The organism is Arthrobacter sp. LjRoot14, assembly GCF_964253905.1.
In the GTDB taxonomy this organism is placed as follows: Bacteria; Actinomycetota; Actinomycetes; order Actinomycetales; family Micrococcaceae; genus Arthrobacter.
Genome location: NZ_CAXURL020000001.1, coordinates 2,352,144 through 2,371,892, shown reverse-complemented (window position 1 = coordinate 2,371,892; position 19,749 = coordinate 2,352,144). Strand labels below are relative to the sequence as shown.

Genomic DNA, 19,749 nt, shown 5'->3' with positions numbered 1-19,749 from the left:
TTTCCCTCCCCTCATTCTCCTTACGCCAGGAAACCGGCCCGATTAGCAGGGCAGTGGGCCTGTTCTGGCAGGGAATGAACCAAATTCGAAGAAGGGTGAAGCGTTGCTTAACGATGATGGTCAGGAATTATTCGACATCAGGCGGCTGGCGCTACTGCTGGAGGTAGTTGAGCAGGGCTCCATCACCGCCGCGGCCGAGCTCATGATGTACACGCCCTCAGCCGTCTCCCAGCAGTTGCGCAAGCTGGAACAAGAAGTGGGGCAGCCGCTGCTCAACCGCCGGTCCCGCGGGGTGGTGCCCACCGAGGCCGGACAGATGCTGGCTGGCCATGCCCGCAAGATCGTCTGGCAGATGCAGGCTGCCCGGTCCGATCTCGGCCAGCTTGCCGGCCTCAAGCGCGGGTCCCTGACCGTTGGCACTTTCCCAACCCTTGCCGGATCTTTCCTGCCCGTCGTCATCCGGACTTTCAAGAAGCGCTACCCTGCCATCAGCCTCTCTGTGCGGAGCGCCCGCTTCGATGAACTTGTGGCAGATCTGCAGTCAGGGGTCACGGGGCTGTGCCTGCTCTGGGACTACCCCTGGAATCCGTTCCGGGACGATTCCGTCCGAGTCACAGAGGTCTTCCGGGAAAGTACCGTGATCCTGGTGGCCCGCGGCCACCGACTCGCCGACCGGGAGCAGGTCAGCATGGAGGACCTGCGCAACGAGTCCTGGATCGTGCGCGCCGAGGCCCACCCTGTGGTGGAGGTGCTGCAGCGTTCAGCCCACGACGCCGGGTTCGAACCGGAGATTGCCTTTTTGGCCAACGACTACCAGGAGGCCCAGGCGATGGTCAGCGTGGGAATGGGCGTGGCCATGGTGCCCAAGACGGCCGTGGCCCTCCAGCATCCCGACGTGAAAGTGCTGAGCCTGGGTGATGCGGCCCCGCTGCGCCGGGTACTGCTGGCGCAGCGCGAGGACAAGGTCTACGCTCCCGCAGAGGTCGCTTTCCACTCCACCCTGTTGGAGATCGCCCGCGAACGGGCAGGCGATTATCTCTAGTTGGTTCGGGTCATGCTGAAGACGACACTTACCTGAAGGTGCCTATTGCACTTCAAAGTGCGTCATCCGGCACTGGAATTGTTTCCTTTCGAGGGCGGTTGGCCATTGCAGAAGGCGCGCCGATCGGGCGCCCGGCAACCAAGGAGAATCCCATGTCCATTGTTATTGCAGGAGCCACCGGCCAGCTGGGCCGGCTCGTCGTCCAGGAACTTTTGAGCCGCGGTGTCCCGGCCGCACAGATCGTGGCCGCAGGCCGGTCGGCCGGCCGGCTCACGGAGCTGGCGGGGCACGGCGTTGAAACCGCGGCCGTGGACTACAACGACCCGGCCAGTATTGAGGCGGCGCTGACCGAAGGCGACACCCTGCTGTTGATTTCCAGCAACGACATCCAGAGCCGGGCGGCGCAGCATGAAAACGTCATCGATGCGGCCGCACGGGCCAAGGTTGCCCGCATCCTGTACACCAGCGTCCTGGCCGCCGACACCACCCCCGTGATTCTGGCGCCGGACCACGTCAAAGCCGAGGAGTACATCCTCGCCAGCGGACTCCCGTACACTTTCCTGCGCAACGGGTGGTACACCGAGAACTACGCCGACGCCCTGCTCGCGGCCCGCGAGACCGGAACACTGCTCGGAAGCGCCGGGGAGGGCCGCGTGGCCAGCGCCACCCGCGCAGACTACGCCGCCGCCATCGCCGCCGTCCTGACCACCACCGGACATGACAACAGCACCTACGAACTGTCCGGCGACTACGCCTGGACCTATGAGGAACTGGCGTCAGCCTTCTCCACGGTCCTTGGGCGCCCCGTCACATATCGCTCGGTATCTGCAGCCGAGCACGCCAGCACGCTGGAGGCTGCCGGCCTTGACCCGGCAACAGCCGGGTTCCTTGCCGCCCTGGACGGCAATATCCGCGAAGACGCACTGGCCCTCACCACCGGCGACCTCGCCCGGCTGGCCGGGCGGCCCACCACTCCCCTGGTGGACGGCCTGCGCCCGTTCGCCGCCTGAGGAGCTTCGGCTGCATGAACGCCCGCCCCGGCGGATAATGGCAACCACAGCCAACAGCCAGCATGGTCGGGAGGGCCGGAATGAACACGGTTCCGCGCATCACAGTGGAGGCGCCGGTGCTCAGCATCGGATCCGGCCCTTCGGACTACGAGGGTCTCGGCCGTTATGTCCGCGCCCTTCGCAGGCAGCAGGGGCTGCATCTGACCCTGCTGCACCTCGGGGTTCTGGAGGACTTTGCCCGGGACATCTGCGAGTGGACCAAAGGCATGACAAGCGTTGCTGCAGCCGCCGGCACCACCGTTACCTGGCTGGATGGCCTGCCCGTGCTGGACGATTTTTCCGGCACCTCGGAGCGGCTGATCCCCCTGGGCGGGGGCCGCGTTTCGGGCCTGGAAGTGGACGTCCCGGAGCAGGTCCACGAGTACCAGGTACGTCTCGTCCAGGCCCTGCACGAGTTACTGGACAAACTGCTGGTGGACAACGTCGATGACTTTATCCTCAGCTCCCGCGCCCTCGGTTACAGGTCCCCGCACTGGACGCCGCACGTTGCCGTCGGCAGCCCGAAGACGTACGGCAGCGGATCCTGGGACATTGAACGGCTGCCGATTCGATTCGGCCAGTCACGGATCAGGAATCGTCAGTTGCTGCCCGGCTCAGAACGCGGGAATCGTAAACCCAAGGCCGAGTAGACCCCGGCCCGCCTGCTCGAATCGGGTCAACAGTCACCGTCGAGTGATCGAGCAGAACGTCCACGTCGCGCCATTTTGAGTACATGGTGCTCGCGGGACTCTCCGAGGCCCCCGGCCGGACCCGGGCCGGGCAAAGGTGGTCAAACTGCACCCGGTCACATCGAAGCCGTGCGCAACCTCGTTTTCGATCCCCTCACCAAGCCACAGCCACGGCACTTTGGTGATATTGGCGACCGGATCATGCACGCCATCGACACCACCTGCCGGCACCGCAGCGCCGGCGGCGGATCGGGGCCGGTTTAGGAATTCTTCAGCAGTGCAACATCGGAGACGAGCTCGATGTGCTCAAGCATTGCAGCGGCAGCCGCGGCCGAGTCCTTGGCCCTGATTGCCTCGGCGATCTTCCGGTGTGACGCGAGCGATTGCTCCGGGCGCCCTGGCTGACCAAGCGACTCAAGCCGCGTTTCCAAGACCATTCCGGCGATGAATGTCATCAACTGGGCCAGCACCGCGGAGTGTGCGGCAGCGGTCACGGCCTGGTGGAACAGCTCGTCGCCGTGCGCACCCCGACTGCCCGAAGCCACCTCTTCAGCCATTGCAACGAGCGCCTTGTCGATGGCTTTCATGTCCCCGGCGGTGCGCCGGGAAGCGGCCAGCTCGGCAAGCTTGACCTCGAGGGTGCTGCGCGCCTCAACGATCTCCGGCAGCCGGCTGCGGTGCTCGCGCAGCCCCTTGATGACGGACGGGACGTTGGGACGGTAGACCAGCACCGCCCCCGTGCCGTGCTGGACATCGATCACCCCGAGCACTTCCAGTGCCACCAAGGCCTGCGCCAGGGTGGCGCGCGAGACCCCAAGCCGCTCGGCGAGCTCACGCTCTGCGGGCAAGGTATCTCCCGGACCCAGCTGGGCGGTCTCAATGAAGTCCATGAGCTGCTCGACGAGCTGCTCATAGAGCCGGGGCCTGGAGACCCGAGAGATTTGTTGCGTTGCTGCTTTCTTTGGCACGGCGCGTCCTTCCGGCGATGTCCTGTGCCTAGCCTACCGAAGAACTATTGACAAAGTCACCTAGTGTCTAGGAGGCTAGGCCAGTGAGCCAGTAATCCAGCTCACACATCCACCCCATGATCCGGAGGAACAACGATGTCCGCTCCCGTCCTTTCCATCATCATCCTGGCGGTGATGTTCCTGCTGGCCACGGTGCTGCCCCTCAACATGGGCGCCCTGGCATTCGTGGGGGCATTCCTGCTGGGGTCGGTCGTCCTCGGAATGTCCACCAACGACATCCTTGCCAACTTCCCCGGCGGTCTATTCCTGACTATCGTCGGCGTCACCTATCTCTTCGCCATCGCGCAGAACAACGGCACCATCGATCTCTTGGTCCGGGGCGCCGTTCGGCTGGTTGGCAACAAAGTGGCGCTGATCCCCTGGGTCATGTTCGCCATCACGGCGCTGATCACCGCCGTCGGTGCGCTGTCACCGGCCGCCGTCGCCATCATCGCTCCGATCGCTCTGAGTTTTGCCGCGAAACACAAGATCAATCCGCTCATGATGGGCATGATGGTCATCCACGGCGCCCAGGCAGGAGGCTTTTCGCCCATCGCCGTATACGGCGTAACGGTCAACGGCATCATCGCCAAGACCGACCTGGAAGCCAGCCCCATGGCCATCTTCCTGGCCAGCTTCTTCTTCAACCTTGCCATTGCCGTGGTGCTGTCCCTCGTCCTCGGCGGCAACAAGTTCCGCTCCACGAAGGCCGGCCGGGTGGTGGAACAGGCCGCCGAAACACGGATGTCCGTCAGCGTCGGCGCCCGCGCAGCCGGCGTGACCCTCCAGGGATCCGGCTCTGACATCTCCCCCGCCGGCGTTTCGGCCAAGGGCACCTCGGGCGGCTCCGGCACCCCCGCAGCAGGCGACGCCGCGGCTCCCGCGAACGGAGCCCGCGCCAACGTGCCGCAACTCGTCACGATCCTGGGCCTGATCGCCCTCGCTGTCATCTCGCTCGGCTTCAAGGTTGACGTGGGCTTCGTCTCCATCACGATCGCGATCGTGCTGGCGCTCGTGTCCCCTGCCGCCCAGAAGGGCGCTGTGAACAAGATCAGCTGGTCCACCGTCCTGCTCATCTGCGGCATGCTCACCTTCGTGGGCGTCCTCGAGGAAGCCGGCACCATCAAATTCGTATCCGACGGCGTTGCCCATCTCGGCATGCCGCTATTGGCTGCCCTGCTCATCTGCTACATCGGCGGCATCGTTTCAGCCTTCGCCTCCTCCACCGCCATCCTGGCGGCCCTCATCCCGCTGGCTGTTCCGTTCCTGGCCACCGGCGAAATCGGTGCAGTGGGCGTCATCGCCGCCCTCGCCGTCGCCTCCACGATCGTTGATGTCTCCCCCTTCTCCACCAATGGCGCCCTGGTGCTGGCCAATGCCCCCGAAGACGTGGACAAGGACAGGTTCTACAAGCAGATCCTGGCCTACAGCGGCGTCGTCGTCGTCGCCGGGCCGGCCATCGCCTGGCTGGTCATGGTGGTACCGGGCTGGTTGTAGGCCGGCCAGCAACAGCAGCAACCCAGGCACCTAGAAGTAGAGAAGGAACACCATGAAGAGCACTGAATCCACTCCCCAGGCAGAGGGTCCCCTGTCGGGCTACCTCGTGGTGGACCTGAGCCGCGCCCTGGCAGGCCCGCACGCAGGCATGATGCTTGCCGACCTCGGCGCCCGCGTCATCAAGGTGGAGAACCCCGGCACCGGGGACGACACGCGCGGCTGGGGCCCGCCCTTCGTCGGCCCGGAGGACGATCCGCAGGCGACCTATTTCCTGTCCTGCAACCGGAACAAGGAATCCATCGCTTTGGATCTGAAGAACGACGACGGGCGGACAGTCCTGCGCGAACTGCTGGAACGCGCCGACGTGGTCATCGAGAACTTCCGCCCCGGCGTCCTGGACCGGCTGGGCTTCTCCGCCGCGGAAATGCACGCACTGAACCCGGCACTGGTGATCCTGTCCATCACCGGCTTCGGTCACGACGGGCCTGAATCCCGGCGCAGCGGTTACGACCAGATCCTGCAGGGCGAAGCCGGCCTGATGTCCCTGACCGGTTCGGGACCGGACGACCCCCAAAGGGTGGGTGTTCCCATCGCCGATCTCCTCTCGGGCATGTATGGCGCGTTCGGGACCCTGGCGGCGCTGCTGCAGCGCGAGCGGACCGGGCAGGGGCAGATCGTCCGCACCTCGCTGCTGGCCGCTCTTATCGGCGTGCACGCATTCCAGGGCACCAGGGCGACTGTTGCCGGCGAGGTCCCGAAGGCGCAGGGCAACCACCACCCTTCCATCGCTCCCTACGGACTGTTCCACTGCCGGCAGGGACGGGTCCAGATCAGCGTGGGCAGCGAAAAACTGTGGAAAACGTTCGCTTCCACGTTCGGAATCGACGCAGCGCGTCCCGAATTCGCCAGCAACGCGGACCGGGTGCGCAACCGCGAGAAAGTCATCGAAGAGGTGGAGCAGGCGTTCTCCGATTACGAAGCCGGGGATCTGCTCGCCAAACTCAACGACGCCGGCATCCCGGCCGGCAAGGTCCGCACCCTGGACGAGGTGTACGCCTGGGAGCAGGTGCATTCGCAGGGCCTGATGATCGACGTCGACCACAAGATCCTGGGGAACGTGAGCCTGCCCGGTCCGCCGCTGCGGTTCTTCAGCACTGCCGACACCGCAGAAACGACCCTCACCACGCACACGGCGCCGCCCCTGCTGGACCAGGACGGGGAGGAGATCCGGCAGTGGCTGGGGCTGCTGCCGGCCGGTACAAAAGGCACTGCCGCCGGCACGGAGCAGAAAGGGCACTGAACATGCTGACTGAACAGAAAGCCAGGCATCTGGACGCCGCCGGGCTCATCACCGCTGTGCTGGATCCCGGCTCCTACCGAAGTTGGGATGCCCCGGTGGTTGACCCCGATCCCGGTCCTGAATACCGGCAGGAATTGGCGACCGCCCGCGCTAAGACCGGCGTGGATGAATCCGTCCTCACCGGCGAAGGGTTCATCCGCGGCCGGCGCGTAGCCGTCATCGTGAGCGAATTCCGCTTCCTCGCCGGTTCCATCGGCCAGGCAGCCGCGGAACGCATCGTCACCGCCGTCGAACGGGCAACCCGTGAGGGCCTGCCGCTCCTGGCGGGCCCGGCGTCGGGCGGAACCCGGATGCAGGAAGGAACCATCGCCTTCCTGTCCATGGTCAAAATCAGTGCCGCCGTCCGCGCCCACCGCCAGGCCGGCCTGCCCTACCTCGTGTACCTGCGGCACCCCACCACCGGAGGGGTTATGGCGTCCTGGGGATCCCTCGGCCACATCACTGTGGCCGAGCCCGGGGCCCTCCTCGGCTTCCTGGGGCCGCGGGTCTACGAGGCCCTCTACGGCACGCCGTTTCCGGAGAACGTGCAGGTGGCGGAGAACCTTTTCGACAAGGGCCTGATCGATGCGGTGGTCCCGCCCTCGCAGCTGTCCGACGTCGTGGACCGCGCCCTCAGCATTCTGGTCACCGGCCCGCACGGCCGGATTGAGCCGCCGAAGACCCTTTCAGTCAGACCGTCGCATGCCCGTGCCTGGGAATCGATCGAAATCTCCCGAAATCCGCGGCGGCCGGACCTGCGCCAACTGCTCGCCTACGGCGCCCGCGATGTGCTCCCCCTCAACGGCACCGGTCAGGGGGAAAAGGACCCCGGACTGCAGCTTGCCCTGGCCCGCTTCGGCCAGGAGTCCTGCGTGGTCATCGGCCACACCCGGCCCAGGCCGTCGCAGCAGACTGCGATGGGACCGGCGTCGCTCCGCGAGGCCCGTCGCGGCATGCGGCTGGCCGAGGAGCTCGGTTTGCCGCTGCTGACGGTCATTGACACCGGCGGCGCGGCGCTGTCCAAGGAGGCCGAGGAAGGCGGGCTGGCCGGCGAGATTGCCCGGTCCCTGCATGACATGATCGGGCTGAACTCCCCCACCGTCTCGGTTCTGCTGGGCCAGGGTGCCGGCGGCGGGGCGCTGGCCCTCCTGCCCGCGGACCGCACCATTGCCGCTCAGCACGCCTGGCTGTCTCCGCTGCCGCCTGAAGGCGCCAGCGCCATCGTCCACCGCAGCACCGATTTCGCGCCGGCCATGTCCGAAGCACAGGGCGTCAACGTTGCCGCCCTGTACGCCAACGGACTGGTGGAGCACATCGTGGACGAACGCGGGGACGCAGGACACAGCGACGCTGCCGTTGAGGGAAGGGCGTTCTGCCGGCGGCTGGGGCAGGCCATCGAATACGAACTCGCCACGTTGTCCTCCGTCGGGGTCGGCGAACTGCTCCCGCGGAGGCTGGAAAAGTACCGGAACCTGGGCGGGCTTACCGCCGGGTGATCCCCGGGCGGAAACTTTCCAAAGATGACCGATGGAAATCCGTGTGCCAAACATCGAGGTCCCGTCCGTCTCCGTCGGTGAGGACGTATTCGGGCCAGCGGTCGAAGGCGGAGCAGGGGTGGGATATCCCGAAGTCCACCACGTCCGTAACCGCCAGGCCGGTCACCCCGGTGAGGACGGCGTGGTGGTCGTAGAGGTTGCGCACCACAGCGGCCGCCCCGGCCTTCGGGGCACCATCAGCGGTGCGGGCAGCCAGAACCATCGGCAGTCCGGCGTCGTAAGGAAGGTCCCGTTTCCCGGCCCCGACGACGGCGATTCCCTCTTCTGGGGTGGAGAGCACCACGGCGCGGACGGTCAGCGCGGGCATCAGTCCCGGCACCGGGCTGACACCGGCGTAGGTGCCGTGATCGTGGGTGACGTAGCAACCCGACCGGAGGAGCCGCCGTGTTCCGGGCACCTGGCCGGCGTCCGGGAGGAATTCCGCCACCCGGTCCGGAAATGCCGATCCACCCATGGAGTAGACGGGGGCGGACGTTTCGAAGAACGGGGCAACCTCCAGGTACACGTCCCGCACCAGCCGGCAGTGCCGGTCAACGGCTGCGATGGTCGCTTCCGCCCTGCTGTTGGGCACGACGCCCTCGTACCCGGCGACTCCAACGAGCCTGAGGCCGGGCGCGGCATGGACCAGCCCGGCGAGCTCTACGGCCTCCTGGAGGTTGCGTACGCCCGTGCGTCCGCCCGGCGTCCCGACGTCGATCAGCACCTCCAGCGGAACGCCGCCATCGGCGCCGAACACCTTCGCCGCGGCGTTGATGCCCGCCTCGGAGTCCACGAAGCAGCGGATCTCGCGCGTAGAATCCTCCTCCAGCCAAGACCGGATGCGGGTGAGGCCGCCCCGGTCGACCACCTCATTGGCGATGAGGACGTGTTGGTGCCCCCAGCCCAGCGCAGAAGCGACCTGGTCCACGGTGGCAACCGTTACGCCGACTGCCCCTGCCGCCACCTGGCGGCTGATGATCGGCGCGGACATGGTTGTCTTGACGTGCGGTGCAAGATCGACCTGCCGTTCCTGGCACCAGGAGGCCATGACACGGATATTGTTTTCGAGGGCATCGGCATTGAGCCTGAGCTGCGGATAGGGCATGGGTCGATTGTCACGGGCGTAGGCTGCCAGTTCCAAATTCGCGAAAGGGCCGGAGTGGACACACGAAAGCTGAAGTATTTCCTGGCCGTTGTTGACCATGACGGATTCAACCGGGCGGCAGAGCACCTCCTGATCGCCCAGCCCTCGCTGTCCCAGACCATCGCGGGACTGGAGAAGGACCTCGGCGTGCCGCTCTTCCACCGAATCGGCCGCCGTGCGGTGCTCAGCGAGGCCGGCCGGTCATCGCTGTCGCCAGACGTTCGCTCCTCCCCCGGGAGCGGTGGCCGGAAATGGCCCTTACCCGGGTCTACACCTTGGCCGAGTACACCGACCAGGATTCCTCCAAGGACGCGGGGCTTTCCACCGCGTTGCTCCGGCGGATCGGCCAGGACATCGGCACGGCCCTCCTAGCTGGCAGCGGGAGCAGCCGTCAGCAGCCGGATCGGAGTTCCACGGAGCCAGGCCTGCACATCCTCAAAAGCGCCGCCGTAGAACTCCCGGTAGCTTTGCTCCGTGACGTAGCCCAGGTGCGGTGTCAGGACGGTCCGTGGTGCGGACAATAGGCGGTGGCCTGCGGGAAGCGGTTCCAGGTCATACACGTCCAGAGCGGCTCCGCCGATCCAGCCTTCGTTCAGTGCACGGACGAGGGAATCTTCGTCGACCAAGGGTCCGCGGGAGGTGTTGACCAGCACACCCCGCGGCCCCAAGAGGCGGAGCTCTTGTTCGCCCACGACGCCCCGCGAGCGTTCCGAGAGCCGCACATGCACCGAGACCACGTCCGAATCCCGGAAGAGTGCCTCCTGGCTGACTTTTCGGACGCCAGCCTCTGCGGCGGCCTCGTCGGTAAGGTTGGGACTCCATGCGATGACGTCCATCCCGAACGCCTGTCCGTACGCGGCAACCCGGCGGCCGATTTTGCCCAGGCCCAGCACTCCCAGGGTCTTGCCGGCTAGCTCAAAGCCGACGGTGGATTGCCAGCGGCCTTCGCGCAGGCTCCGGTCTTCGAACGGAATACTGCGGGCAAGCGCGAGCAGCAACCCCCACGTCAGTTCCGGTGCCGCGGTCGGGGAGCCGCCTATCCCGCACACTACGATGCCCTGCTCCTCTGCTGCCCGAAGATCAATGGACTGGTTCGCCATTCCGGTGGTCACCAGCAGTTTCAGGTCAGGCAGTTGGGCCAGGCGCCCACGTCCGAAGGCAGTCCGTTCCCGCATGGCAATGATGATGTCCATGCCGCGCAGGCCGGCCGCCGTGCTCGCGTCGTCCCGGAACGGCTCGGTGAAGAACGTGACGTCGACGCCGTCGGCTGCAAGCTGCTCCCAGGGCGCGTAATCCCGGGCGACAGACTGGTAATCGTCCAATATGGCGAGGCGCATGTACGGATCCTTCGGCGTAGGCAGCGTGCGGTCACTGCTGTCAGGCTACCGTCACAGGCCGTACCGGAGTGAACATAGGGGTGGCCCCGCATTGGGATGTCGGGGCCACCGGTTCGGTTACGCGCGCTGGAAGATGTTGAGGATGTTGCCCTCCGTATCCAGGAACCACGCGGCTTTGCCTACGGCGTTGGTGGCGATGCCGTTTTCAGTTTTCAGCCCCGGGAAGTCGTACTCCTCGAAAGTGGCACCGCGTCCCCGCAGTTCCTCGACCTCGGCTTCGATGTTGTCCGTCATCCAGCCCATCTGGGTGTTCTTTGCGGTGCCCGCGTTGTCCGTCTGGTACAGCAGGAAGGTTGTTCCATTGCCGCAGCGGTACATCACATTCTCGTCGTCCATGACCTCCGGGTCGTCCAGACCCACGACGTCACGATAGAAGCCACGTGCCCGGGCGATGTCCTTGGCAGGGAGGACCGCGGCGATTTCACGTTCCTTGAGCATGTCGAATTCTCCTGATTTTGAAGCGATCGAGATGCCCGCCCCGAAGGCGGCGCCTGCGGGGCGGCTATGCCGGCTCGCGCCGGCTCCCGGCCGTTGGCGGTGCACCGGGACGGTTGCCGGGGAGGCCTCGTCGCAGCTTGTCACGGCCGGCCCAGGGGTCTCCCCCGCGTTCATATCGTCATTATGGCCGCACTTCGGCCTCGCGGATATAGGCAGTGAAATGAAGGCCGACGGCGGGATTCGCTCCCGCCGCCGGCCTCCTTAGAGACCACTCACCGTGACGGCTTAACCACCATCGCCGAGCCGCCGCCGCGCCGCACAGGCTCAGCCGCAGCAACCATGCGCCCGTTCGGCTTGAACTCGATCGCCGTCGCCGCACCGATTTCCGCCGCCGAGGTAAAGGCGTCCCCTGCGGGTACCAGCTTGTGACCGAGCGCTGTCAGATCCGCCCCGTAGGCGTCGATAAATGCGGGCTCAGCCGTGACATTGGCGGTGTTGCGCTGTGCTGCCCGCGGCGCCGCGATCGCGTCCGAGATATCCATGCCAAGATCCACCCGGTTCAGGATGGTCTGGAGCACAGTGGTGATGATGGTCGATCCGCCGGGCGAACCGAGGGCCAGGAACGGATCCCCGTCTTTCAGGATGATCGTGGGCGACATCGAGGAGCGCGGGCGCTTCCCCGGCTGGATCCGGTTGGGGTCTTCCTGGTTGTAGACGGTGGAGAAGTCGGTCAGTTCGTTGTTGAGCAGGAACCCGCGCCCCGGCACCACGATTCCGGAGCCGCCGGTCTGCTCGATGGTGAGCGTGTACTCCACCACGTTGCCCCACTTGTCGGCAACCGTCATGTTGGTGGTGGAGATGTTCTCAGTGTCCTTCTCGTCAGCGGGCGCCGCAGCGGCGGCCGGGCATGCGCCGTCGTAGGACGCGATGTCTCCCGGGGCGACGGGCTTCATGGCCGCCTCCGTCGGGTTGATCCGGCATGCACGCTCCTTGCCGAATAGCGGATCAGTCAGCTCCTCGGTGGGGACGTTTACAAAAGCGGGGTCGCCCACATACTTGCCGCGGTCCGCAAAGGCCAGCGCGCTCGCCTCGAGGTAGTGGTGCAGGGCGGAAGGTTTCGACATCGCAGAAAGGTTGGACGGATCCAGGATATTCAGCGCTTCGCCCACGGTGGTGCCGCCGCTGCTTGACGGAGCCATGCCGTACACATCCAGTCCCCGGTACTCCACGTGCGTGGGATCCTGGTCCAGGGCTTCGTAGGCTGCCAGGTCCTCCGTCTCCATGAAGCCGACCGGAACAGGTAGCGCCGTGGTGGCCGTCTTCGGCGGGGCCTTCACCGCGGAGACGATCTCCTCCGCGAGCGCGCCGCCGTAGAAGGCGTCAGTGCCCTTTTTGGCGAGGAGGCGATACGTCGCGGCCAGGTCATGGTTCTGGAAAACGCTGCCGACGGCGGGAGCGTCGCCGCCCGGGAGGAACAGGTCGCTGGTGGATGTGAAGGCTGCAAAGCGGTCTTTGTTGTCGAGAGTCTGCTGGCGGAACGTCTCGTCCACCACAAATCCGCGGGTCGCAACCTTGATGGCGGGCTTCAGGGCGTCACCAAGATCCAGCGTGCCCCAGCGCTCGAGCGCGCGCTCCCAGGTGGCCGGCGTGCCCGGGACGCCGACCGATACGCCACTCGTGACGAGCTCGGGCGTGAAGTTGTAGGGCTTGCTTGTCGTGGGGTCGATGAACGCATCGCCGGGCATCGCTTCCGGTGCCGTTTCACGGCCGTCGATGGTGCCGACCTCGCCGGTCTTCGCGTCGTAGAAAACAAAGTAGCCGCCACCGCCGATTCCGGCGCTGTACGGCTCGGTCACCCCCAGGGTCGCGGCGGCGGCCACCGCGGCGTCCGCAGCGTTGCCGCCCTTGCGCAGCACCTCGATCGCCGCCGCGGAGGCCTCGGGGTCCACGGTGCTGACTGCGCCGCCGTAGCCTGTGGCGGTCGGGTTCTTTTCAGTTTCCCGAGGATCTGCAAAAGCGGGGCTCATCACCGCCCCGCTCGTAACGCTCATGGCCAGGGCCGCCGTGATGGCGGCAATTCGACGTCTCACCTTAGGCATGGTTGCTCCCGAGTCAGGGTGGTGCGGAGTGGGGTGATGGTCACGTTACTCCGCCCCGGAGTGACACTCAACACCAAATGCCTTGCGGGGTGCGGAACGCCAGGCGGGTGTTCACAGCTCCGTCTTGTCTCTGGAGGTGTTGGCTGAATCGGCCGGTGATCCCTGCCGGCGGCTCGCCAACAGGAACGGCACCGAGACCAGCTGGATCACGCCGCCGATCGCCAGCGAGGCCGCATAGCCATAGGCGTCGGCCGCCCGGCCGAGCAGCGGCTGGACCACCACGCCGCCGCTTGAACCAATGAGTGAATCGAAGCTCAGCACGGTTGCCCGCTGCTTCGAAGCGATCATGTCGTTCAGGTAGGCCTGCCGCACGGGCACGCCCGCGGCGTCCACCACTGCCCAGAGGGTCAGCAGCAGCAGGGCCGCCCAGAACACGTGGGTGAACCCGAGCACCACCAAAATCACTGCGGCGAGTCCGAAGCTGATGATCAACACGGTGGTGCGCTTGCGGAAAAGACGCCGGACCCGGGGCGCCAGCCAGCCACCGAGCACTTCGGCCCCGGCCACAACTGCCGCCGCGAGCCCCGCCACGGAGTAGGCGCGCGGGTCGCCGAAGAGCTCGAGGAGGTAGGGCTGCAGCGCATAGAACACATAGATCCCGACGCCGGCACTGAACGGCCCGGCCAGCATCACGTAGCGCACGGGCGGGTTCTTCAAACCGTTCTCGATGGACGCGGCGAGTACGCTACGGACCGCCTGCAGCGGGCGGGCCGAGCGCTCGGGGGTGAAGCCGACGTCGTGCATCAGGCGAAACGCCACCGCGAACATGGCCAACAGTACGCCCACACGGATCAGGAACGGGACGCCGAGGTTGGTGAATTGGGCGATGACGCCTCCGGCCACCGAGCCGACAAGCATCGCGACCCCGGAAACCATCACCCCGCGGCCCAGCACCGCCTCCATTCCGCCTTCATAGCCCTCGAAGCGCAAGGCGTCAACGAGCCAAGCTTCCACGGCACCCGAGAAGAAGGTGAAGCCCAGGCCCAGTAGGACCGACACCAGTGCCCACCACCAGAAGGGGGCCGCCAGCTGCCAGAGCAGATAGTAGAAGTAGGTGGAGACGGCGAGGGTCACCGTGCCGAGGAGGAATGAGACGCGGCGCCCCCAACCATCCGCAACCACTCCGGTGGGCACTTCGAACAGCACCATGCCCACTGTGAAAAAGGCGTTGGCGGCAAAGGCCTCCAGGTTGCTGAGCCCGGCATCCAGCAGAAAAAGCGTGTTGATGCCCCAGATAAACGACGCAGCAACGGTATTGCCCAGCGTCAACGTCAGATAGATGCGCTGGATCTTTCGGGCGCCGGCGCTCATCGCGTTGACGTCGCCGCCAGGGCGAGGTAGGAGCACGAGCCCATTCTCGTCCGGTTAGTCTGTGCGCACCAGAGCAAACACGTTGGGATCGGGGGGCAGACGGCCCGGCGGCGTCAGGCTAGACGGCTCCGAACGATCTCGCTGACGGTCTTGCCGTCAAACCGCCCCGCAACCTTGGCGGTGACCGGCTTCATCACGGAGCCCATCTGCCTTATGGACGGCTCCTGGCCGTCGGCCTTGAGCCCGGCGATCGCCTCGTCGACAATGGCTTCCACTTCATCCCGTGTCAGGGCTTTGGGCAGGTAGGCCTCGATGACCTCGGCTTCGGCGATTTCCGCGGCGGCGCGCTCAGCCTCGCCGGCTTCGGTGTAGATCCTCGCCGTATCCCGGCGCTTGGCTGCTTCCTTCTGGAGCAGGCCGGTTACCTGGGCATCGTCCAGTTCAATCGGGGTCTTGCCCGACTTCTCGCGTGTTTCGATCTCACCGAGGACGTTGCGCACCGTGGTGAGCGCCACCTTGTTCCGGTCTTTCATGTGGATCACAACGTCGCCATGGAGGCGTTCTTTGAGCGTGGTCATGGTGTACTCGTTTTGTTGGCTTTGCTTCCATTGTCCCCCGTCGACGCGTTCCTTAATCCCGTCGGTCGAGCGCTTCGAGGAGTCGCCTGACCGAACCTCCGAGGTTCCATTCGGTGCCAAGACGCTCCAGTTCGGCGCGCGAACCGCCGGCCACCGGGTCCAGCCGGGCGCCCGCGTCTTCGAGCGTCGGCAGCCCGAGGTCCCGCACGACATTCACGACGGCGGGTGCGACGTTGAGGTAGTCCGTTGCCGCAGCGAGCTTCGACCGCACCGATGCGGACAACCCGCTGTCCGGGTCGGTCGCCGCTTCGAGCAGCATCGCGAGCGTGCCGTACTCCCCGAGCAGTGACGCGGCGGTCTTCTCGCCGATGCCGGCGACGCCCGGCAGGCCGTCGGAGGTGTCGCCCCGAAGGATCGCGTAATCGGCGTACTGCTCGGGCAGCACACGGTACTTGCCGACGATTACCGCGTCAGTGACGACTTCAAGGTTCTTCATGCCGCGCGCGGTGTAGATAACGCGCACCTCGCGGTCGTCGCTGACGACCTGGAAGAGATCACGGTCGCCCGTGACCACGTCCACCGGCAAGCCGGCGTGGCTGGCATAGCTGCCAACGACGTCGTCGGCCTCATGCTCAGTAGCCCCCACGACGGCGATACCGGCGAGCTCGAGCACGCGGCGGATCATCGGGATCTGCGCCTCCAGCGCGTCCGGCACCACCTCCACGTCGGGGCCACCGGCCACCACCTCCGCGACCCGGTGCGACTTGTAGCTGGGAATGAGGTCGACACGCCACTGCGGGCGCCAATCATCGTCCCAACAGGCAATGAGATGCGTCGCTTCGTAATCCGTGGTGAGCCGCGCGATCATGTCGAGCAGGCCTCGAACGGCGTTCACCGGTGTGCCGTCGACGCGGCGGATCGTGTCGGGCACCCCGTAGAAGGCGCGGAAGTACAGCGACGCGGTGTCGAGGAGCATCAGGCGATGGGACATACCCTGATCCTGACACGGATGTACTCCGTTGAAAATCCGCGTGGGCCCGGGCTGCCCTTCAGAGCTCCCGGTAGTAATACAGCATTGGCTCCGTGCCGTTCGGTTCGGTGTTGGTGAACCCGCGAGCCTCATAGAACCGGCGGGCATCCATATCCTCGCCGTCGACGTTGATTTCGAGCAGTACGCCGCCACGGCCCCGTACAAGCTCGCATGACGCGGCGAGCAGGGCGCTGCCCAGGCGACGGCCCCGCCGGCCCGGACGGACGTAAAGTTCGTCCAGGATCGCGACCGGCCCCGGGTACCAGACATTCGGCCGGAAACTCAGCACGGCAAGTCCGGTTGGCGGCTCGCCGGCGAGCAGCACCACCACGTCCTCCCCCGCCAACAGCTGGGAGAGCCGCGACTCCAGTTCGCCAGTGCCCGGGCTGGGCGTTCCGAACTCGGTGTTGAAATCGTGGAGCATTTGGGCCACAGCCGCTGCATCGGCCGGAGTTGCCCGGCGTGGCACCTCGAGGTTGGCTGGGTCATCAGAAGTCACGGCTTCATCATGCACGGCGCTATGGCAGGCGTCCACCCTGGATTATTTCCTCGGCTTTCGCGGCTAGCCGGCCGGCGTCACGACGTCCTCCAGTATTGACCGGTCGAAAAAGCGGACCTCGCCCGTCGCCTCGAAGAACACCGGAACCACCGATGTGCTTGCATCCTTGGACGTTTCGTAGATTTCGGGCGCACCGCCATGCTTGCGGGCAATCGTTCCGACCAGTTCGGTACCGCGGACCCTGACGGTTCGGTATTTGTAGCTCATGTTGACTCCTTCGTCGACTATCGCAAACCCTACTCCCCGCACCTGTTTAGGGACGGGACCGGCTACGCTTTTCCCCCGGCAGCGGGCGGAACACGCAGGCTGCCGTACCTCTCCATCCGGTGCCAGCCGAGGTGCACACCCGCCAAAGCGGTGACCACGGACTGGATGACGACGAGATACATCAGCTGCCGATAGACGAACTGCTGGAGCGGAAGCGTCCATAGCGGCCCGAGCCGTTCCTTGTCGAGCCGGAACGCGTAGGTTGCCATGAGCATCTGAACGACAAGGAAGACGAGCCAGAGTGCCGCGATCCGGAGTGGATCGAGGAAGATCAGTCCATAGACAGCAAACACATCGACTACGGGGGCGAACAGGGGAAGCAGCACTTGGAGAACGAGCAGGTAGCCGAGCCCGCGTCGGCCAAGCTTGCCGGCCGCTCCCCGCTGCACCACCGCGCCCCGGTGCTTCCACATTGCCTGCAACGTGCCGTAACACCAGCGGTACCGCTGGCGCCACAGGGCGCCAAGGGTGGCAGGCGCCTCGGTCCAGGCCCGGGCATCATCCTGGTACACAACGCGCCAGCCGTCGCGGCACAACGACATGGTGAGGTCTGTGTCTTCGGCGAGCGTGTCGTCGCTCACCCCGCCGACCCGCAGCAGTGCGTGACGGCGGAAGCCGCCAATGGCCCCGGGAACGGTTGGCATGCACTCCGCGACGTCGAACAGCCGGCGGTCCAGGTTAAAGCCGACGACGTACTCGATGTGCTGCCACGCGCCGAGGATGCCGCCCCGGTTCGCCACCTTGGTGTTACCCGAAATTGCCCCCACGCGCGGGTCAGCGAAAGGCTGGATGAGGGCATGGACCGTGTCCGGTTCGAAGACGGTGTCGCCGTCGACCATCACCACAAGTTCGTGGCTGGCGGCGTCAAGTCCCGCATTAAGGGCGGACGGTTTGCCTCCGTTCTCCTTCCGGATAACGGTGACGCCCGGCAGGCCAAGGGCTTCCACGATGTCCGCGGTCCCGTCGGTTGAGCCGTCATCGACCACGATGATCTCAACCGGATGGTCCGAGGCGACGATGGACCGGACCGCGGCTTCGATGCCGACGGCCTCGTTGTAAGCAGGGACGATCACACTGACCGGCTCAGTGACCTCGGGCCTGACCGGAACGTCCACCCGTCGCCGGCCCCGGCTGACGGTCTGAAGACGCCGTGCGGCCCGGCTGTGGCGGGCCGCGAAGCCAATCACGAGGACAGCGCGGACCAGCGTCACGATGCCTGCCGCAACCAGCCCCCACGATATGGCCGTGACGACGAAGTCGCTCAGCTGGATGCCCCGCACGAACGCCGTTCCGGTCATCTGCTCCGCAGCGGAGGCTTCCCGCATGCTGTCAATACCGATGGCGTCACCGACGCTTGTCACGCGATAGCCCTGGCTGGCGAATCGCGACAAGGAGGAATCGAGTGCCGCGACCGTCTCCGCCCTGTCACTACCGCCGTCGTGCATGAGGAGCACCTGCCCCTGCGGTCCGGAGAGAGCGAGATTCCGCTCGATGGCTGCTGCGCCCGGGCGCCGCCAGTCCTCGCTGTCGACGCTGCTCAGCACCGTGATGTAACCCTCGTCCGCGGACGTTCGCATGGCTGACCAGGTGTTGTCGTTGATCGCATCGTTCCCCGAGCTGTACGGCGGACGCAGCAGCGAAGTGGCCTGTCCGGTGATGCCGGCGATGGCTTCCTGGGCGCCTTGGACTTCGAGTTCGCGTCGCCACGACGGGGCAGTGCCGAGGTCTGTGTGGGTGAGCGTGTGAACGCCGATCTCGTGGCCCTCGGCAATGATGCGGCGCACGAGGTCCGGGTTGTCGATTGCCGCCGAGCCAACCACGAAGAACGTCGCCCGAACGTGATGCTTCCGCAGGACGTCGAGGATCTGAGGCGTCCAGACGGGGTCCGGTCCGTCGTCGAACGTCAGCGCGAGAGTATGGTCCGGCGGACTCACGGTGCGGACCGCTCCGCCACGGGAATCGACCACCGGGCCGCCACCGGAGACAGCATGAGGCACGGTTGCCGCAGACGTGCTCGACGGCACGGAGTCATCGCCGATCCCGGCGAGGTGGTGCATGTATCCCTGCACGGCGAGGGCAACACCCAGCGCAAAGATGACGGCTATGAGGACGAACCAGTGGGCCCTGACGCTGACGGGAACTGCGGACTTGACTGCGGACTTGACCGGGCGGCTCACGCTCACGGCTGCGGCGGGGTGGACGGACGAGTGGCCTGGCCCGGGGCCGTACCGCTCTTGCCCGGCGCTGTCGGCTCCGTGGCCGGCGCAGGAACCGCAGCGGCCGCAGAGGGTGCGGTCTTCCGCACGTCAGTCCCGCTGGCCGTACCACCGGCCGGTGGCGCCACCGGGACGGCCGATGGCCCGGTTACCGGTGTCTGGAAAGCGACCTGGGCTGCAGGTTCGGCCGGTACGGCCTGGGGGGCCGGGGTCGCGGCGTTGGACGCCGGCGCCGAAGGGGACGCGGGAACGTCCTGGGCCGCGGGAGCCGCCGGGCGGGCAGGGAGCGGCAGGTACGGAGCCGCGATATTGGGTCCGCCAATGAATGCAACCACCAGGAGGACGACGTAGGCCGCCACGAGCCCGAGGGACCCGAGGCCAAGAAGCTTCACGAGCCGCAGGCGCCGTCCTGATGCATCTACAAATACCGGCCCGCGCGGCTGCGCGGACCTCGACTGATCGGACGTTTCATCAAAAGCTGCCATCGGGCAT

Annotated in this window: 19 protein-coding genes and 1 pseudogene; 8 read left to right on the top strand and 12 right to left on the bottom strand. The window is 66.1% G+C overall.

Features of this window, described 5'->3' with window-relative positions:
- Positions 1-103: 103 nt before the first annotated feature.
- The 4 genes from ACSQ12_RS10540 to ACSQ12_RS10525 all read left to right on the top strand — a co-directional run bounded on the left by ACSQ12_RS10540 (position 104) and on the right by ACSQ12_RS10525 (position 3,044).
- Positions 104-1,042, top strand: a complete 939-nt coding sequence (locus ACSQ12_RS10540) for a LysR family transcriptional regulator (protein ID WP_209744999.1) — start codon at positions 104-106, stop codon at positions 1,040-1,042.
- A gap of 152 nt (positions 1,043-1,194) precedes the next feature.
- Positions 1,195-2,052 carry an SDR family oxidoreductase gene (locus ACSQ12_RS10535; RefSeq protein ID WP_436065367.1) on the top strand — a complete coding sequence of 286 codons (858 nt, stop codon included), beginning with the start codon at positions 1,195-1,197 and terminating at the stop codon, positions 2,050-2,052.
- Between the two features lie 80 nt (positions 2,053-2,132).
- Complete coding sequence (locus ACSQ12_RS10530) at positions 2,133-2,741, top strand: hypothetical protein (protein WP_436065366.1); 609 nt, start codon at positions 2,133-2,135, stop codon at positions 2,739-2,741.
- 168 nt (positions 2,742-2,909) lie between these two features.
- A complete protein-coding gene (locus ACSQ12_RS10525) occupies positions 2,910-3,044 on the top strand; it encodes a hypothetical protein (protein ID WP_436065365.1) in 135 nt (44 codons plus the stop codon).
- On the opposite strand, the gene ACSQ12_RS10520 is transcribed toward ACSQ12_RS10525, so the two are convergent.
- Positions 3,041-3,748, bottom strand: a complete 708-nt coding sequence (locus ACSQ12_RS10520; RefSeq protein ID WP_436065364.1) for a FadR/GntR family transcriptional regulator — start codon at positions 3,746-3,748, stop codon at positions 3,041-3,043. The genes ACSQ12_RS10525 and ACSQ12_RS10520 overlap by 4 nt on opposite strands.
- Before the next feature lie 135 nt (positions 3,749-3,883).
- Between ACSQ12_RS10520 and ACSQ12_RS10515 the strand changes: the two genes are divergently transcribed.
- From ACSQ12_RS10515 to ACSQ12_RS10505, 3 genes are read left to right on the top strand one after another with little or no spacing between them, the layout of a single operon-like run.
- Positions 3,884-5,284: an SLC13 family permease gene (locus tag ACSQ12_RS10515; protein ID WP_209745011.1), complete on the top strand. Its 1,401-nt coding sequence runs from the start codon at positions 3,884-3,886 to the stop codon at positions 5,282-5,284.
- 52 nt (positions 5,285-5,336) lie between these two features.
- Entirely contained in the window at positions 5,337-6,584 is a 1,248-nt protein-coding gene (locus ACSQ12_RS10510; RefSeq protein WP_436065363.1) for a CaiB/BaiF CoA transferase family protein, read from the top strand.
- 2 nt (positions 6,585-6,586) lie between these two features.
- Positions 6,587-8,119: a carboxyl transferase domain-containing protein gene (locus ACSQ12_RS10505; RefSeq protein WP_436065362.1), complete on the top strand. Its 1,533-nt coding sequence runs from the start codon at positions 6,587-6,589 to the stop codon at positions 8,117-8,119.
- On the opposite strand, the gene ACSQ12_RS10500 is transcribed toward ACSQ12_RS10505, so the two are convergent.
- Complete coding sequence (locus ACSQ12_RS10500) at positions 8,106-9,263, bottom strand: alanine racemase (RefSeq protein ID WP_436065361.1); 1,158 nt, start codon at positions 9,261-9,263, stop codon at positions 8,106-8,108. The genes ACSQ12_RS10505 and ACSQ12_RS10500 overlap by 14 nt on opposite strands.
- Positions 9,264-9,317: 54 nt before the next feature.
- Between ACSQ12_RS10500 and ACSQ12_RS10495 the strand changes: the two are divergent.
- Positions 9,318-9,518: pseudogene (locus ACSQ12_RS10495) on the top strand (LysR family transcriptional regulator); the annotation flags it as partial.
- 152 nt (positions 9,519-9,670) lie between these two features.
- On the opposite strand, the gene ACSQ12_RS10490 reads toward ACSQ12_RS10495, so the two are convergent.
- From ACSQ12_RS10490 to ACSQ12_RS10445, 10 genes are all read right to left on the bottom strand, one after another.
- The gene (locus ACSQ12_RS10490; RefSeq protein ID WP_436065360.1) at positions 9,671-10,639 is read right to left on the bottom strand and encodes a D-2-hydroxyacid dehydrogenase family protein; all 969 of its coding nucleotides are present in this window, start codon (positions 10,637-10,639) and stop codon (positions 9,671-9,673) included.
- A gap of 117 nt (positions 10,640-10,756) precedes the next feature.
- Positions 10,757-11,137: a VOC family protein gene (locus ACSQ12_RS10485; protein ID WP_011691855.1), complete on the bottom strand. Its 381-nt coding sequence runs from the start codon at positions 11,135-11,137 to the stop codon at positions 10,757-10,759.
- Positions 11,138-11,409: 272 nt separating this feature from the next.
- The gene (ggt, locus tag ACSQ12_RS10480; RefSeq protein WP_436065359.1) at positions 11,410-13,236 is read right to left on the bottom strand and encodes a gamma-glutamyltransferase; all 1,827 of its coding nucleotides are present in this window, start codon (positions 13,234-13,236) and stop codon (positions 11,410-11,412) included.
- A gap of 111 nt (positions 13,237-13,347) precedes the next feature.
- Positions 13,348-14,607, bottom strand: a complete 1,260-nt coding sequence (locus ACSQ12_RS10475; protein WP_436066978.1) for an MFS transporter — start codon at positions 14,605-14,607, stop codon at positions 13,348-13,350.
- A gap of 113 nt (positions 14,608-14,720) precedes the next feature.
- Complete coding sequence (locus tag ACSQ12_RS10470) at positions 14,721-15,185, bottom strand: GatB/YqeY domain-containing protein (protein ID WP_436065358.1); 465 nt, start codon at positions 15,183-15,185, stop codon at positions 14,721-14,723.
- A 52-nt stretch (positions 15,186-15,237) separates the two neighbouring features.
- The gene (locus ACSQ12_RS10465; RefSeq protein ID WP_436065357.1) at positions 15,238-16,176 is read right to left on the bottom strand and encodes a 5'-3' exonuclease; all 939 of its coding nucleotides are present in this window, start codon (positions 16,174-16,176) and stop codon (positions 15,238-15,240) included.
- A gap of 58 nt (positions 16,177-16,234) precedes the next feature.
- Positions 16,235-16,639 (bottom strand): GNAT family N-acetyltransferase, encoded by a 405-nt coding sequence (locus ACSQ12_RS10460; RefSeq protein ID WP_436066977.1) that lies wholly within the window; start codon positions 16,637-16,639, stop codon positions 16,235-16,237.
- Between the two features lie 138 nt (positions 16,640-16,777).
- Entirely contained in the window at positions 16,778-16,981 is a 204-nt protein-coding gene (locus tag ACSQ12_RS10455; protein WP_436065356.1) for a hypothetical protein, read from the bottom strand.
- 62 nt (positions 16,982-17,043) lie between these two features.
- The gene (locus tag ACSQ12_RS10450; RefSeq protein WP_436065355.1) at positions 17,044-19,218 is read right to left on the bottom strand and encodes a bifunctional polysaccharide deacetylase/glycosyltransferase family 2 protein; all 2,175 of its coding nucleotides are present in this window, start codon (positions 19,216-19,218) and stop codon (positions 17,044-17,046) included.
- A 2-nt stretch (positions 19,219-19,220) separates the two neighbouring features.
- The gene (locus ACSQ12_RS10445; protein WP_436065354.1) at positions 19,221-19,742 is read right to left on the bottom strand and encodes a hypothetical protein; all 522 of its coding nucleotides are present in this window, start codon (positions 19,740-19,742) and stop codon (positions 19,221-19,223) included.
- Between the last annotated feature and the right edge of the window lie 7 nt (positions 19,743-19,749).